The 14,139-nt window shown below is 71.0% G+C and carries 8 protein-coding genes; 4 read left to right on the top strand and 4 right to left on the bottom strand.

Annotated elements, in window-relative coordinates:
- Positions 1-21 precede the first annotated feature (21 nt).
- Positions 22-2,613 (bottom strand): PAS domain-containing sensor histidine kinase, encoded by a 2,592-nt coding sequence (locus AACH11_RS02965; protein ID WP_341372713.1) that lies wholly within the window; start codon positions 2,611-2,613, stop codon positions 22-24.
- Positions 2,614-2,942: 329 nt separating this feature from the next.
- On the opposite strand from AACH11_RS02965, the gene aceE reads away from it, so the two are divergent.
- The 4 genes from aceE (at position 2,943) to AACH11_RS02945 (ending at position 11,921) form a co-directional block, all read left to right on the top strand.
- Positions 2,943-5,651, top strand: a complete 2,709-nt coding sequence (aceE, locus tag AACH11_RS02960) for a pyruvate dehydrogenase (acetyl-transferring), homodimeric type (RefSeq protein ID WP_341372712.1) — start codon at positions 2,943-2,945, stop codon at positions 5,649-5,651.
- A 21-nt stretch (positions 5,652-5,672) separates the two neighbouring features.
- Positions 5,673-7,361: a dihydrolipoyllysine-residue acetyltransferase gene (gene aceF, locus AACH11_RS02955; protein WP_341372711.1), complete on the top strand. Its 1,689-nt coding sequence runs from the start codon at positions 5,673-5,675 to the stop codon at positions 7,359-7,361.
- Between the two features lie 16 nt (positions 7,362-7,377).
- The gene (lpdA, locus tag AACH11_RS02950; protein ID WP_341372710.1) at positions 7,378-9,204 is read left to right on the top strand and encodes a dihydrolipoyl dehydrogenase; all 1,827 of its coding nucleotides are present in this window, start codon (positions 7,378-7,380) and stop codon (positions 9,202-9,204) included.
- Between the two features lie 332 nt (positions 9,205-9,536).
- Positions 9,537-11,921 carry an EAL domain-containing protein gene (locus AACH11_RS02945; RefSeq protein WP_341372709.1) on the top strand — a complete coding sequence of 795 codons (2,385 nt, stop codon included), beginning with the start codon at positions 9,537-9,539 and terminating at the stop codon, positions 11,919-11,921.
- 3 nt (positions 11,922-11,924) lie between these two features.
- Here AACH11_RS02945 and AACH11_RS02940 read toward each other — a convergent pair whose 3' ends face one another.
- The 3 genes from AACH11_RS02940 to AACH11_RS02930 all read right to left on the bottom strand — a co-directional run bounded on the left by AACH11_RS02940 (position 11,925) and on the right by AACH11_RS02930 (position 14,116).
- On the bottom strand, positions 11,925-12,932 hold the full coding sequence (locus AACH11_RS02940) for a D-2-hydroxyacid dehydrogenase family protein (protein ID WP_341372708.1): 1,008 nt from the start codon (positions 12,930-12,932) through the stop codon (positions 11,925-11,927).
- A 138-nt stretch (positions 12,933-13,070) separates the two neighbouring features.
- The gene (locus tag AACH11_RS02935) at positions 13,071-13,430 is read right to left on the bottom strand and encodes a hypothetical protein (RefSeq protein WP_341372707.1); all 360 of its coding nucleotides are present in this window, start codon (positions 13,428-13,430) and stop codon (positions 13,071-13,073) included.
- A 218-nt stretch (positions 13,431-13,648) separates the two neighbouring features.
- Complete coding sequence (locus AACH11_RS02930; protein WP_341372706.1) at positions 13,649-14,116, bottom strand: hypothetical protein; 468 nt, start codon at positions 14,114-14,116, stop codon at positions 13,649-13,651.
- Positions 14,117-14,139 lie beyond the last annotated feature (23 nt).

The following is a 14,139-nucleotide window of genomic DNA, read 5'->3' as shown; positions in this document are numbered from 1 at the left end:
CGGTCGGCAGCGTCTGTCTCCTCATGCCGTTGGAGAGTTTCCGACCGGCAGCGTGAAGGTGAACTGGCAGCCGGAAACCTGGTCGCCATTGTAGAGGTTCCGTGCCCGGATGCGCCCCTGGTGCGACTCGATGATGGAGCGGCACAGCGACAGCCCGATGCCCATGCCCTCGGCCTTGGTCGAGAAGAAGGCCTCGTAGAGCCGGTTGATCACGTCCTCGGCGATGCCGGGGCCCTTGTCGGTGACCGAGAACTCGATGACGTTGCCGTCCTCGGAGTCCGGCCGCGGCACCACGCGCAGCTCGATCTGGCGGCGCGGCGGCGGCATCTGGCCGGTGTCGATCGCCTCGGCCGCGTTCTTCAGCAGGTTCATCAGCACCTGCTCGATCAGGATCGGGTCGCAGCGCAGCATCGGCAGTCGCTGGGCGACGTAGGTCTGGATCTGCACGCTGCGCCGGCGCAGCTCGATCGAGGCCAGTTCGACCGCGTCCTCGACGATGTCGGCGGCCTGGGCGTCCTGGCGCTGCGGCTCGCTCTTCTTCACGAAGTTGCGGATGCGGTGGATGATCTGGCCGGCCCGCTGGGCCTGCTTGGAGGTCTTCTCGAGGGCGGCGATCAGGCCGTCGTTGTCGATCGTGCCCGCCTGCACGCGCGAGACCATGCCGTTGCAGTAGTTGCTGATGGCCGTCAGCGGCTGGTTGAGCTCGTGGGCCACGCTGGAGGCCATCTCGCCCATGGTGATCAGGCGGCTGGAGACCTGGGCCTTCTCGGCCTGCTGGGCGGCCTGCTCCTCGGCGCGGCGGCGGGCCGTCACGTCTGTGGCGATCAGCATCTGGGCCAGGCGGCCGTCGGTCCACTGCAGGTAGCGGCTGCGCACGTCGAACCACTTGTCGAGCGACTCGACGTAGACCTCGCGCGGATTGGCGCCCAGGTTGGCCAGCTCCTGCGTCGGCAGGCCGCCATAACCGTCGACATCATCCGCCTCGCCGGCCATCGCGAGGTTGGGCTGGCTGCCGGTGGCCAGCTGTCCGTGGCCGCGGGCATCCGCGCCGAACCACAGCCGGTAGCTGCGGTTGGCGAACAGCAGCTCGCCCTGCTGCACGCTGAGCACCGAGACCGCCGCGTCCAGGCCTTCGAGCACGGTGGTGAAGCGCTCGTGGCTGGCCGAGAGCTGGTCGCGGATGCGCTTGGCCTCGGTGATGTTGGTCATCGAGGTCATCCAGCCGGTCTGCTGGCCCTTGGCATCGACCAGCGGCGAGACGTACATGCGGGCGTCGAAGATCGAGCCGTTCTTGCGCTGGACCTTGACCTCGATGCCGCCGGCCGGGCTGCGGCCCTGCAGCTCCTGCTGGAACAGGCGCGAGTTCTCCTCGATGCGGTCGGCCGGCCAGTAGGGGAAGGGCGGCAGGCCGCCGATCATCTCGTGCTCGCCGTAGCCGGTCATCGCGCAGAAGGCCGGGTTGACGTAGGTGACGCGGCCTTCCATGTCCATCGCGCGCATGCCGGTGAGCATGGAGTTCTCCATGGCGCGGCGGAAGTTGGTCTCCTGCACCAGCGCGCCCTGGATCTGGCTGCGGCGGCGCAGATGGCGCCAGCTGCCCAGCAGCGTCCAGACCGTCAGGCCGGACAGCGCGACCACCATCCAGAACAGCGTGTTGCCGACCAGACCGACCGAGCTGCGCCAGCCGGTGCCGCGCAGCACCAGGCCGTTGGCCGTGGGCGCCAGCGGCACCTCGTGCAGGATCTGCGGCGGCGTGCGCACCTGGCCGGGCAGGCTCAGCAGGGCGCCGGCCAGCGTGCGGCCCTCGGCATCGAGCACCAGCACCGGGTGGCGCTGCATGACCTCGGTCGGCACGACATGGCGCACCAGGGCGTCGACGCCGTAGGTGACCGTCAGCGCGCCCGCGTACAGCCCGCGGGCGAGCAGCGGCACCTGCAGCTGGAAGGACCACCCGCCCTGCGGCGTCTGCCAGGCCTCGGTGTAGACCGGCTGACGCAGGTCGCGCAGGCTGCGCAGGCCGCGCCGCACCGCCTCCGGCGGCGGGCTGTCGGGGAGCGCGGCGACGACCCCGTGCGAGGCGCCGGCCGCCGGCGAGGCGGCGGCACCGGGCTGCGCCGCGGCCGGGGTCAGGGCGTTGGAGGCGGTGCTGGATGCGGCACTGGAGGGCGCGCCGGCCGGTCGGCTGGCGGCCGGGCCGGGCGCGCTTGCCGCGCCGTCCTCGCGGGACTCCAGCGGGGGCTGCTGGGCCCGTGCCCGGCCCCGGCCGTCCAGCCAGGCCAGGGCCTGCACCTCGGGCCGGCGGCGCAGGAAGTCGGCGGCCAGCGTGTCGAATTCCTGCGCGCTGACCTCGCGCGCGGCCAGTTCCTGCGCCAGACGCACCAGCTGCTCCTGGTGCTCGATCAGGCGCAGGCGGATCTGCTGCTGGGCGATCTCGGTGTCGCGCTGCACCGATTCGCTGGCGCGCTCGATCTCCTCGTTCCGCAGGTACCAGAAGGCCGTGATGATGGCCGCCAGGAACAGCAGCACCGAGGCCAGCGGGGCCAGGGTGACGAAGCGGTCCTGACGTGCCGGCGACTGCTGGCGCCACCAGCGGCCGAACGGCCGGCGGCGCATGGGGGGTGGCGCCGATGGGTGCGCGGCGGGTCCGGGAGCGGGGGCGATCATCCGCTGATTATCCCGACACCTAGGGGGGGCACGCTGCAGTCTCGCCGTGCGCGATGGCAGGGCCGCGCAGGGGGCCGACGGGCCGGCCGCTGTGATGCCTTGTTATGGGGCGTGAATCCCCGGAAATAAAGGGTAAACCCTGGTCTTGCACTGCTGCGGCGCACCAATATTCCATATTGCAAAATCAAGTCGCGCCATTTGGAAAATGCCCGGTTCCGTGTCACACTGCGCGCCGCAAACATCGCCCCACACCCGTTCTGGAACGAGGAGACCCCTGCATGTCCGCCAAGCCCGAATCGGCCCCGGGTCAGCTGCCCGCCGACATCGATGCCCAGGAAACCCGCGAATGGATCGACGCGCTCGAAGCCGTCATCGCCAAGGAAGGTCCTGAGCGCGCGCACTACCTGCTCGAGCAACTGCTGGCCGAGGCGCGCCAGCACAGCGTCGACATGCCGTTCTCGGCGAACACGGCCTACGTGAACACGATCGAGCCGGACCAGGAAGCCCGCTGCCCCGGCAACATCGAGATCGAGGAGCGTCTGCGCGCCTACATGCGCTGGAACGCGATGGCGATGGTCGTCAAGGCCAACCGCCACAACCCCGAGGATGGCGGTGATCTGGGCGGCCACATCGGCTCCTTCGCCTCGCTGGCCCACATGTTCGGCGCCGGCTTCAACCACTTCTGGCACGCCGAGGGCGAGAACCATGGTGGCGACTGCGTGTACTTCCAGGGCCATGTGTCGCCCGGGGTCTACGCCCGCGCCTACCTGGAAGGCCGCCTGACCGAGGAACAGCTGCTGCACTTCCGCCAGGAAGTCGATGGCAAGGGCCTGTCCAGCTACCCGCATCCGAAGCTGATGCCCGGCTTCTGGCAGTTCCCGACCGTCTCGATGGGCCTGGGCCCCTTGATGGCGATCTACCAGGCGCGCTTCCTGAAGTACCTGCATGCCCGTGGCATCGCCGACACCAGCAACCGCAAGGTCTGGGTGTTCTGCGGCGACGGCGAGATGGACGAGCCGGAATCGCTGGGCGCGATCGGCCTGGCCGCGCGTGAAGGTCTGGACAACCTGATCTTCGTCATCAACTGCAATCTGCAGCGTCTGGACGGCCCGGTGCGCGGCAACGGCAAGATCGTCCAGGAACTCGAAGGCGAGTTCCGCGGCGCCGGCTGGAACGTCATCAAGCTGCTGTGGGGCAGCGAGTGGGACAAGCTGCTGGCCCGCGACAAGGACGGTGCGCTGCGCAAGCTGATGATGGACACCGTCGACGGCGACTACCAGGCCTTCAAGGCCAACGACGGCGCCTACGTCCGCAAGCACTTCTTCGGCAAGGATCCGCGCACGCTCGAGATGGTCGCCCACATGAGCGACGACGAGATCTGGGCGCTCAAGCGTGGCGGCCATGACCCGCAGAAGGTCTACGCGGCCTACGACAAGGCGGTCCACCACAAGGGCCAGCCGACGCTGCTGCTGATCAAGACCGTCAAGGGCTTCGGCATGGGCAAGGTCGGTGAGGGCAAGAACACCGTCCACCAGACCAAGAAGCTGACGGACGACGACATCCGCGCCTTCCGCGACCGCTTCAACATCCCCGTCTCGGACGCCGATCTGCCCAGGATCCCGTTCTACAAGCCGGCCGACGACACGCCGGAGATGAAGTACCTGCACGAGCGCCGCAAGGCCCTCGGCGGCTACCTGCCGCATCGCCGCACCAAGGCCGAGGAGAGCTTCACCGTCCCGTCGCTGGAGACCTTCAAGGCCGTGCTCGAGCCGACCGCCGAAGGCCGTGAGATCTCGACCACCCAGGCCTACGTGCGCTTCCTGACGCAGCTGCTGCGTGACCAGGCGCTGGGCCCGCGCGTCGTGCCCATCCTGGTCGACGAGGCCCGCACCTTCGGCATGGAAGGCCTGTTCCGCCAGGTCGGCATCTACAACCCGCTGGGTCAGCAGTACACGCCGGTCGACAAGGACCAGGTCATGTACTACCGCGAGGACAAGGCCGGCCAGATCCTGCAGGAAGGCATCAACGAGGCCGGCGGCATGAGCAGCTGGATCGCGGCAGCCACGAGCTACAGCACGTCGAACCGGATCATGATCCCGTTCTACGTCTACTACTCGATGTTCGGCTTCCAGCGCATCGGTGACCTGGCCTGGGCGGCCGGCGACATGCAGGCCCGCGGCTTCCTGCTGGGCGGCACGTCCGGCCGGACCACGCTGAACGGCGAAGGCCTGCAGCACGAGGACGGCCACAGCCACATCCTGGCCGGCACGATCCCCAACTGCATCAGCTACGACCCGACCTTCGCCCATGAAGTGGCGGTGATCATGCAGGCGGGCTTGAAGCGCATGGTGGAGAAGCAGGAGAACGTCTTCTACTACATCACCCTGCTCAACGAGAACTACGCCATGCCGGGCCTGAAGGCCGGCACCGAGGAGCAGATCCTCAAGGGCATGTACCTGCTGGAAGAGGCCGCGGCCGGCGCCGGCCCGCGCGTCAACCTGCTGGGCTCGGGCACCATCCTGCGCGAGAGCATGGCCGCCCGCCAGCTGCTGGCGGCCGACTGGGGTGTCTCGGCCAACGTCTGGAGCTGCCCGAGCTTCAACGAGCTGGCCCGCGACGGCCAGGACTGCGAGCGCTTCAACCTGCTGCACCCGACCGAGGCGCCCCGCACCTCGTTCATCGCGCAGCAGCTGGCCGGCCACGCCGGTCCGGTCATCGCCTCGACCGACTACATGAAGAGCTACGCCGACCAGGTGCGCGCCTTCATCCCCAAGGACCGCACCTTCAAGGTGCTGGGCACCGACGGCTTCGGTCGCAGCGACTTCCGCAAGAAGCTGCGCGAGCACTTCGAGATCAACCGTCACTACATCGTCGTGGCCGCGCTCAAGGCGCTGGCCGATGACGGCGTGGTGCCGGTGGCCACGGTGGCCGAGGCCATCGCCAAGTACGGCCTGAACGTCGACAAGATCAACCCGCTGTACGCCTGACGACGCACGGAGACACGATCCATGGCACTGGTTGAAGTGAAGGTCCCTGACATCGGGGACTTCAAGGAAGTGGCGATCATCGAGGTCCTGGTCAAGCCGGGCGACACCATCAAGGCCGAGCAGAGCCTGATCACCGTCGAGTCCGACAAGGCCTCGATGGAGATCCCCTCGTCGCATGCCGGCGTGGTCAAGGAGCTCAAGGTCGGCCTGGGTGACAAGATCAGCGAAGGCACCCTGCTGCTGGTGCTGGAGGTCGCGGGTGCGGCCGCCGCAGCGCCGGCTCCGGCGCCTGCCGCCGCGGTGCCGGCCCCGGCACCGGCTGCCGCCGCCGTCGCGGCGCCGGCCCCGGTGGCCGCCGCTGCGCCGGTCGCGGCGGCCGGGCCGCTGACCATCGTCGTGCCCGACATCGGGGACTTCGATGCGGTGGCGGTCATCGAGCTGCTGGTCAAGCCGGGCGACACCGTCAAGGCCGACCAGAGCCTGATCACGGTCGAGTCGGACAAGGCGTCGATGGAGATCCCGTCGTCGCATGCCGGCGTGATCGAGACGCTGCTGGTCAAGCTGGGCGACAAGGTCAGCAAGGGCACGCCGCTGGCGGTGCTGCAGGGCGCTGCCGGCGCCGTGGCGGCCCCGGCCCCGGTCGCTGCTGCGCCGGTGGCCGCTGCCGCCGCACCGGTCGCCGCGGCTGCGGCCCCGGTGGCCGCGGCTGCCGCACCGGTGGCGGCCGCAGCCGCCGTGCCGGCCCACCAGCCGGGCACGCCGACGCCGGGTCTGCCGCACGCCTCGCCGTCGATCCGCAAGTTCGCCCGCGAACTCGGCGTGCCGCTGGCCGAGGTGCCGGGTTCCGGCGCCAAGGGCCGCATCACGCAGGCCGACATCGAGACCTTCGTCAAGGCCGTGATGGCCGGTGCGACCCAGACCGTGGCCCAGAAGGCCAAGGCTCCGGCCGCCGCCCCCGCGGCCGCCGGTGGCGCCTTCCCGGGTCTGCTGCCCTGGCCGCAGGTCGACTTCGCCAAGTTCGGCCCGGTCGAGCGCAAGGACCTGTCGCGCATCAAGAAGATCAGCGGCGCCAACCTGCACCGCAACTGGGTCGTCATCCCCCACGTCACCAACCATGACGAGGCGGACATCACCGACCTGGAGGCCTTCCGCGTCGCCCTGAACAAGGAAAACGAGAAGTCCGGCGTCAAGGTCACGATGCTGGCCTTCATGATCAAGGCCGCCGTGGCCGCGCTCAGGAAGTTCCCGGAGTTCAACGCGTCGCTGGATGGCGACACGCTGGTGCTGAAGAACTACTTCCACATCGGCTTCGCCGCCGACACGCCCAACGGCCTGGTCGTGCCGGTGATCAAGGATGCCGACAAGAAGGGCATCCTGCAGATCAGCCAGGAGATGAGCGAGCTGGCCAAGAAGGCGCGCGACGGCAAGCTGGGCCCGGCCGACATGAGCGGTGGCTGCTTCTCGATCTCGTCGCTGGGCGGCATCGGTGGCAAGTACTTCACGCCGATCATCAACGCGCCGGAAGTCGCGATCATGGGCGTGTGCAAGAGCTCGATCGAGCCGAAGTGGGACGGCAAGGCCTTCCAGCCGCGCCTGACGCTGCCGCTGTCGCTGTCGTGGGACCACCGCGTCATCGACGGCGCGGCCGCTGCCCGCTTCAACGTGTACTTCGCGTCGCTGCTGGCGGACTTCCGCCGCATCGCGCTCTGATCGGAGGCCCGCGGAGATGGCAACGATCAATGTGCAGGTGCCCGACATCGGCGACTTCAAGGACGTCGGCATCATCGAGATCCTGGTCAAGCCGGGCGACACCATCAAGGTCGACCAGAGCCTGATCACGGTCGAGTCGGACAAGGCGTCGATGGAGATCCCGTCGACCACGGCCGGCCTCGTCAAGGAGATCAAGGTCGCCCTCGGCGACAAGGTCAACCAGGGCAGCGTGATCCTGGTGGTCGAAGGCGAGGGCGCGGCGGCCACGCCGGCTCCGGCTCCGGCCGCGGCTCCCGCACCGGTGGCGGCTGCGGCCGCTCCCGCCGTGGTGGCGGCCCCGGCCGGCCCGGCCGGCAGCTATGCCGGCGCGGCCGATCTGGAGTGCGACCTGCTGGTGCTGGGCGCGGGCCCCGGCGGCTACTCGGCCGCCTTCCGCGCCGCCGATCTCGGCCTGAAGGTCGTCATCGTCGAGCGTTATGCGGCGCTGGGCGGTGTCTGCCTGAACGTGGGCTGCATCCCGTCGAAGGCGCTGCTGCACGTGGCCGCCGTGATGGACGAGGTCTCGCACCTGGGCGACCTGGGCGTGGACTTCGGTGCGCCGAAGCTCGACATCGACAAGCTGCGTGGCCACAAGGAAAAGGTCATCGGCAAGCTGACCGGCGGCCTGGCGGCGATGGCCAAGATGCGCAAGGTCACGACCGTGCGCGGCTACGGCGCCTTCATCGACCCGTACCACGTGCAGGTCGAGGAGACCACCGGCACGGCGCAGGACAAGACCGGCACCACGAAGGTGGTGAAGTTCAAGCACGCCATCATCGCCGCCGGCTCGCAGGCCGTGCGTCTGCCGTTCTTCCCCGATGACGAGCGCATCGTCGACTCGACCGGCGCGCTGGCGCTCAAGGCCGTGCCGAAGAAGATGCTGATCGTCGGCGGCGGCATCATCGGCCTGGAGATGGGCACCGTCTACTCGACGCTGGGCGCCCGCCTGGACGTGGTCGAGATGATGGACGGCCTGATGCAGGGCGCGGACCGTGATCTGGTCAAGGTGTGGCAGAAGATGAATGCCCACCGCTTCGACAACATCCTGTTGAAGACCAAGACGGTCGGCGCCGAGGCGACCCCGGAAGGCATCAAGGTGCAGTTCGAGGGCCTGGACGGCACGAAGAGCGAAGGCACCTACGACCTGGTGCTGCAGGCGGTGGGCCGCACGCCCAACGGCAGGAAGATCGCCGCCGACAAGGCCGGCGTGGCGGTGACCGACCGCGGCTTCATCCCGGTCGACATCCAGATGCGCACCAACGTCGCGCACATCTTCGCCATCGGCGATCTGGTCGGCCAGCCCATGCTCGCCCACAAGGCGGTGCACGAGGCCCATGTGGCCGCCGAGGTCATCGCAGGAACCCTGCTGGGCGACGACAAGCTGGCGAAGTCGGCCTTCAACGCCCGCGTGATCCCGTCGGTGGCCTACACCGATCCGGAAGTGGCGTGGGTCGGTCTGACCGAGGACCAGGCCAAGGCCCAGGGCATCAAGGTCAAGAAGGGCCTGTTCCCGTGGACCGCCTCGGGCCGCGCGATCGCCAACGGCCGCGACGAGGGCTTCACCAAGCTGCTGTTCGACGATTCGCCCGAGGCCCATGGCCACGGCAGGATCCTGGGCGGCGGCATCGTCGGCACGCATGCCGGCGACATGATCGGCGAGATCGCGCTGGCCATCGAGATGGGTGCCGACGCGGTGGACATCGGCAAGACCATCCACCCGCACCCGACGCTGGGCGAGTCGATCGGCATGGCCGCGGAAGTGGCCCACGGTTCCTGCACGGATCTGCCGCCGCAGAAGAAGTGAGGCATCGAGGCGCCGGAGGGGAGGGCTGAACGGCCATCGCCTCCGCGCCATGCCCGGCGTGCGGTCCGCACGCACGGGCGCCCGCACAGGGCCCGGACCGGCAACGGTCCGGGCCCTTGTCGTTTCCGGACGGCGCCGGGGCCGGGATGGGCTCGGTCGGGGGCGGACATGACGTCCTGTCGGGAGTTGCCCACGGGCGCTGATTCGTGACGTACGACTCAAGTCGGAGCCCGCGGCGGCCGACAACCACAGCACGGACAGGGCGCAGGTCAGGGATCTGCGGCCCGCCGAGCCTGTCCTTGCCTGTCGTCCGTTCCGAGCCTGTCGTCCGCATGTTCCAGCTGCCCTCGTCCGCCACCGAATCGCCGGCCCGCGCCGCCGTCGCCTCCGTGCCCCCCTCCGGGTCGCTGGAGGCCGGTGAGGTGGGGGCCGGTGATGTGGGTGCCGGTCGGGCGACGATCGGCGAGGCGTCGCGTGCGCTGGCCCTGGCCTGTACCGCGCCGCGTCTGGCCTGCGTGGCCGCGGCCGTGCTGCTGGCTCTGCCGTGGGGCGTGGGCCGGCATCTGCTGGCCGAGCAGCAGGCGCTGCGTGACGGCGCCCTGCTGCAGCAGATGGCCTTCGGTCTGGCGGCGGCGCCGGGTGATCTGCCGCAGCGTCTGGCCCTGGCGCCCTTGCTGGCGGGGCCGGGCGCCCGCTGGTGGGTCATCCGCGATGCCGAGGGCACGGTGCTCGCCCAGGGCGGGCAGGAGCAGGTCCCGCGGCTGGCGCCGGCCTGGGTCGCGCACTGGATCGGCCCGTCGTCGTCGTCCGGAACGGTCCTCGGCGCGGCCGCCCTGGCCCGGGCCGAGCCAGGGGACGGTGCCGGTGCTGCCGCGGCCGCGGCCGCCTCCCGCGCCCTCGGCGCGCCGCGGCCATTCCTGTCCGCGGCGCCGGGCTGGTCCGCGGTGCCGGACTGGGCGCTGGCGGCCGCGCGCGGGGTGGGGGACTCGATGAGCGGGGCGCTTTCCGCCGCCCTCGGGCCGGCCACCGGTCAGATGGACGCGGGGCAGACGGTGCCGGCGAACGAGCGCCGCCTGCCCGCGACCGACCGGACCGATCTGCAGCTGGCTGGCGCGCCGGTGCAGCTGCAGGTCCAGGCGGCCAGCCATGACCTGGTCGACCAGTGGTGGAGCCACTGGCTGCTGCTGGCGGTGACCGTGGCCGGTGCCGGCGTCGTCAGCGGCCTGCTGTTGCGCCTGCAGCAGCGGCGTGACCTGGCCGACGCCTCCCGCCAGCGCGCGCAGTTGCTGCAGCGCCAGCAGGAGCTGTTCGATGGTCAGGCGGCCCAGCTGGAGCTGCTGCGCCGTCAGATCCACACCGACGAGGTCACCGGCCTGCCCAACCGGCGCCATTTCGTCGCCGTGCTGCAGGAGCAGCTGCTGGCGCAGGGCGAGGCGGCACAGGCGGGCCTGCTGCTGCTGCGGGTGCGCGATCTGGCCGGGCTGAACCAGCGCATCGGCCATGCGCAGACCGATCAGGCCCTGCAACTGGTCGCACGCACCCTGCAGAGCTACCCGCAGCGCATCCCGCGCTGTGCGGCCGGACGGCTGAACGGCGCGGACTTCGGGCTGCTGCTGCCCGTGGCCGGCCTGGCGGCGGAGACCGCCGACAGCCTGCTGCAGGGCCTGCGTGCCGCGCTGGCGCCCCTCGCGCTGCAGACCCAGGTCGTGATCGGTGCGGTCGAGCTCGAACGCTGCCAGGGGGCGACCGCGGCCCTGGCGGCCGCCGATGCGGCCCTGGCCGAGGCCGAGTTGATGGGCGGTTATGTGCTGGCCTCCAGCCGCGAGCGGCCGGTGATGGGGGAGCTGGTGGGCGAGGTCGCCTGGCAGCGCCGCATCCGCCGCGCGCTGATGCAGGGCCGGGTCGGCCTGGGCGAGTTCCCGGTGTGCACGCCCGATGGGCGCGTGCTGCACCTGGACTGCCCGCTGCGGGTGCAGCTGATGCCGGGCGGTCCGTTCGAGCCGGCCCAGCGCTGGCTGGCGCTGGCCGTGCGCAGCCGCCTGGCCACCGTGGTCGACGACAAGGCCGTGGCGCTGGCGCTGGAGGCCATCGCCCGTGACGGCATCGCCCGCTGCGTGAACATCTCGGCCCAGGCCCTGGCCTTTCCCGAGTTCGTGGCCGGCATCTGTCGCCGCCTGGAGCAGGCCCCGGACGCCGCCTGCCGGCTGTGGCTGGACGTGCCCGAAGCGCTGGCGATGGAGCGCCCGCTGCTGTTGCGCGAGGTCGCCCGGCGCTGGCGGCCGCTGGGGGCCATGCTGGCCCTCGAACATGCCGGTGAGGATCTGGCGCGCATCCCGCGGCTGATGGACCTGGGCCTGGACTGCATCCGCATCGATGCCCGCTTCGTCAACGGCATCGCCGAGCCGCAGGCCGACGACCGGCGCCGCTACCTGCAGGGCCTGGTGCGCCTGGTGCAGAGCGTGGGCCTGCAGATCACCGCCGAGGGCGTGCGCCAGCTGGCCGATCTGGAGCAGCTCTGGGCCCTGGGTTTCGATGCGGCCACCGGCCCGGCGCTGCGTCCTCCGGCCGACGATGCCTTGCCGACCGAGGAGCCGCCGCGGGCTGGGCGGCTGCGTCCCGCGGCCGAGCCCTCGGTGGGCCGGCCGGCCGACGGGCGTGCGCTCACCCCGGCATCGCGCGCGAGCTCGACCGAGGACGAGCCGGTGGCGCTGGCCTGAGGCTCAGCGCATCACGCGCAGGGCCTCGGGGTTGATGATGTTGGCCGGCTCGCCGCGGATGAAGCTCAGCACGTTGTCGAAGGCCGCGCTGAAGTAGTGCTCGTAGCTGTCCTGCTCGACGTAGCCGATGTGCGGCGTGCAGATCGCGTTCTCCAGCCGCAGCAGCGGGTGGCCCTGCAGGATGGGCTCGCTCTCGAACACGTCGACCGCGGCCATGCCGGGGCGGCACTTGTTCAGCGCCGACACCAGCGCGCCGTCCTCGACCAGCTCGGCCCGCGAGGTGTTGACGAACAGCGCCGTCGACTTCATCCGGGACAGGTCCTCCAGCCGCACCAGGCCGTGGTTGGACTCGCACAGGCGCAGGTGCAGGCTGAGCACGTCGGACTGCTCGAACAGGGATTCACGCGAGGGCGCGGCCAGCAGGCCGTCGGCCACCGCACGGCTGCGCGAGGCCTCGCTGCCCCAGACCACCACCTGCATGCCGAAGGCCCGGGCATAGCCGGCCACCAGCGTGCCGATGCGGCCGTAGCCCCAGATGCCCATGGTCTTGCCACGCAGCACCATGCCGAGTCCGAAGTTGGTCGGCATCGCCGCCGCCTTCAGGCCGCTCTGCTGCCAGGCGCCATGCTTGAGGTTGCCGATGTACTGCGGCAGCCGACGCATGGCGGCCATGATGAGGGCCCAGGTCAGTTCGGCCGGTGCCACCGGCGAGCCCACGCCCTCGGCCACCGCGATGCCCAGCCGTGTGCAGGCCTCGACATCGATGTGGCTGCCGACACGGCCGGTCTGCGCGATCAGGCGCAGGCGCGGCAGCTTTTCCAGCAGCGCCCGCGGAAACTGGGTGCGTTCACGGATCAGCACCAGCACTTCGGCATCGCGCAGGCGGACCGACAGCTGGCCGGTGCCCTTGACCGTGTTGGTGTAGACCTTGGCCGCCCAGGGTTCCAGGCGTTGGGCGCAGGCGAGCTTGCGCACCGCGTCCTGATAGTCGTCGAGGATGATGATGTTCATGATCTGCGCCCCGGATTGTGCCGTGCGCTGAGCGGCCTGCCGGAACCGCCTGCCGCCAGGGCGACGCGGACGCTGCCACGGCGGCCGTGCCCGCGCCCGCGCCCGCGGGGGGCGACCTGCCGCCGTGCCGGTGGCGCCTCAGGCCATCGGCGGTGCGTGCTGGGAGACGCTGCGGGCGATGCTGTGTTCGAGCTGCCAGATCGCGCGCTCGGCACAGCTGCCCAGGGCCTGCAGGGGCGGCAACACCGAGCGCCGCAGCAGCCACAGGTCCGCGGGATCGCGGGCCAGATCCACCTGGCGCTGCAGCTGGCGCCGGTAGGGCAGGCCATCGAGCAGGCCGATGGCCTGGCGGAAGGCCTGCTGCAGCTCGATCAGCGCGCGCGCCGCCGCGACCCGGGCCTGGCGGTCCTGGGGCAGGCCGCAGGCCGTCCACGGCGAGGGAGACGTTGCGGACGCCGGATCTGACCGGCCGTCGTGCGGCAGCGCGGAGGGGGGCATCGGCGTCGGCCGCGCCACCAGGGCCTCGTGCAGCGTGGCGGGGGCGTCGGGCCAGGGGTGGATGAGCGGCCCGACCTGCGCCGCCCGTGCCGGGCTTGCCGCGTCTGCCAGGCCTGACAGGCCTGACAGGCCTTGCCGGTCGGATGCGCGGCGCGCCGGGGTCGGCGTCCGGGTCGGCGTGCGCGCCGGGGAGGGGCGCCGGGTGCGCACCGGCACCGTCATCGCGGCGTGTCCTGTCCGGTGCCGCGGGTCGCGCGCACCGGGAAATGAAGGTTCAGCCGCTGCAGTCGCCGCTCGGCCTCGGCCTGGGTGTCCAGGCGCGCGACCATGGCGTAGACCGCGCTGCGCAGGTGCCAGAGCTCGCGCAGCGAGCCGGCGGCCGTCACCCGTCGGCGCAGCGTGGCGGCCGCCGGATCGTCCAGGTCGAACAGCGTGTCGAGGAAGGCCTGGCGCACGCCCGGCAGCCGTTGACGCGGATGGCTGGGCAGTTGCAGCCAGTCGTGGCGGGCGATCAGCCGCTGCCAGCGGCCGCGCCAGCTCAGCGTCGAGGCCCAGCCCTCGGGCGGGCAGACCTCCAGGCGCGAGGCCGCCAAGGTGCTCGGCGCAGCCGGCCACGCCGGCTCCGCATCGCGGCGGGTGAACCAGCGCAACATGCGGTACGGCAGACGGGGCGGCAGGGCGTTCATGGCGGCGGGGCGTCGGTCATGGG

Source organism: Pseudaquabacterium rugosum (genome assembly GCF_038066575.1).
GTDB lineage: Bacteria > Pseudomonadota > Gammaproteobacteria > Burkholderiales > Burkholderiaceae_C > Pseudaquabacterium > Pseudaquabacterium rugosum.
This window is presented reverse-complemented; position numbering and strand designations above follow the sequence as displayed.

Bases quoted from the DNA above. Each gene is read 5' to 3' on its own strand.
- AACH11_RS02965 (WP_341372713.1), bottom strand. From the start codon at position 2,613: ATGCGCCGCCGGCCGTTCGGCCGCTGGTGGCGCCAGCAGTCGCCGGCA.
- aceE (WP_341372712.1), top strand. From the start codon at position 2,943: ATGTCCGCCAAGCCCGAATCGGCCCCGGGTCAGCTGCCCGCCGACATC.
- aceF (WP_341372711.1), top strand. From the start codon at position 5,673: ATGGCACTGGTTGAAGTGAAGGTCCCTGACATCGGGGACTTCAAGGAA.
- lpdA (WP_341372710.1), top strand. From the start codon at position 7,378: ATGGCAACGATCAATGTGCAGGTGCCCGACATCGGCGACTTCAAGGAC.
- AACH11_RS02945 (WP_341372709.1), top strand. From the start codon at position 9,537: ATGTTCCAGCTGCCCTCGTCCGCCACCGAATCGCCGGCCCGCGCCGCC.
- AACH11_RS02940 (WP_341372708.1), bottom strand. From the start codon at position 12,932: ATGAACATCATCATCCTCGACGACTATCAGGACGCGGTGCGCAAGCTC.
- AACH11_RS02935 (WP_341372707.1), bottom strand. From the start codon at position 13,430: ATGCCCCCCTCCGCGCTGCCGCACGACGGCCGGTCAGATCCGGCGTCC.
- AACH11_RS02930 (WP_341372706.1), bottom strand. From the start codon at position 14,116: ATGAACGCCCTGCCGCCCCGTCTGCCGTACCGCATGTTGCGCTGGTTC.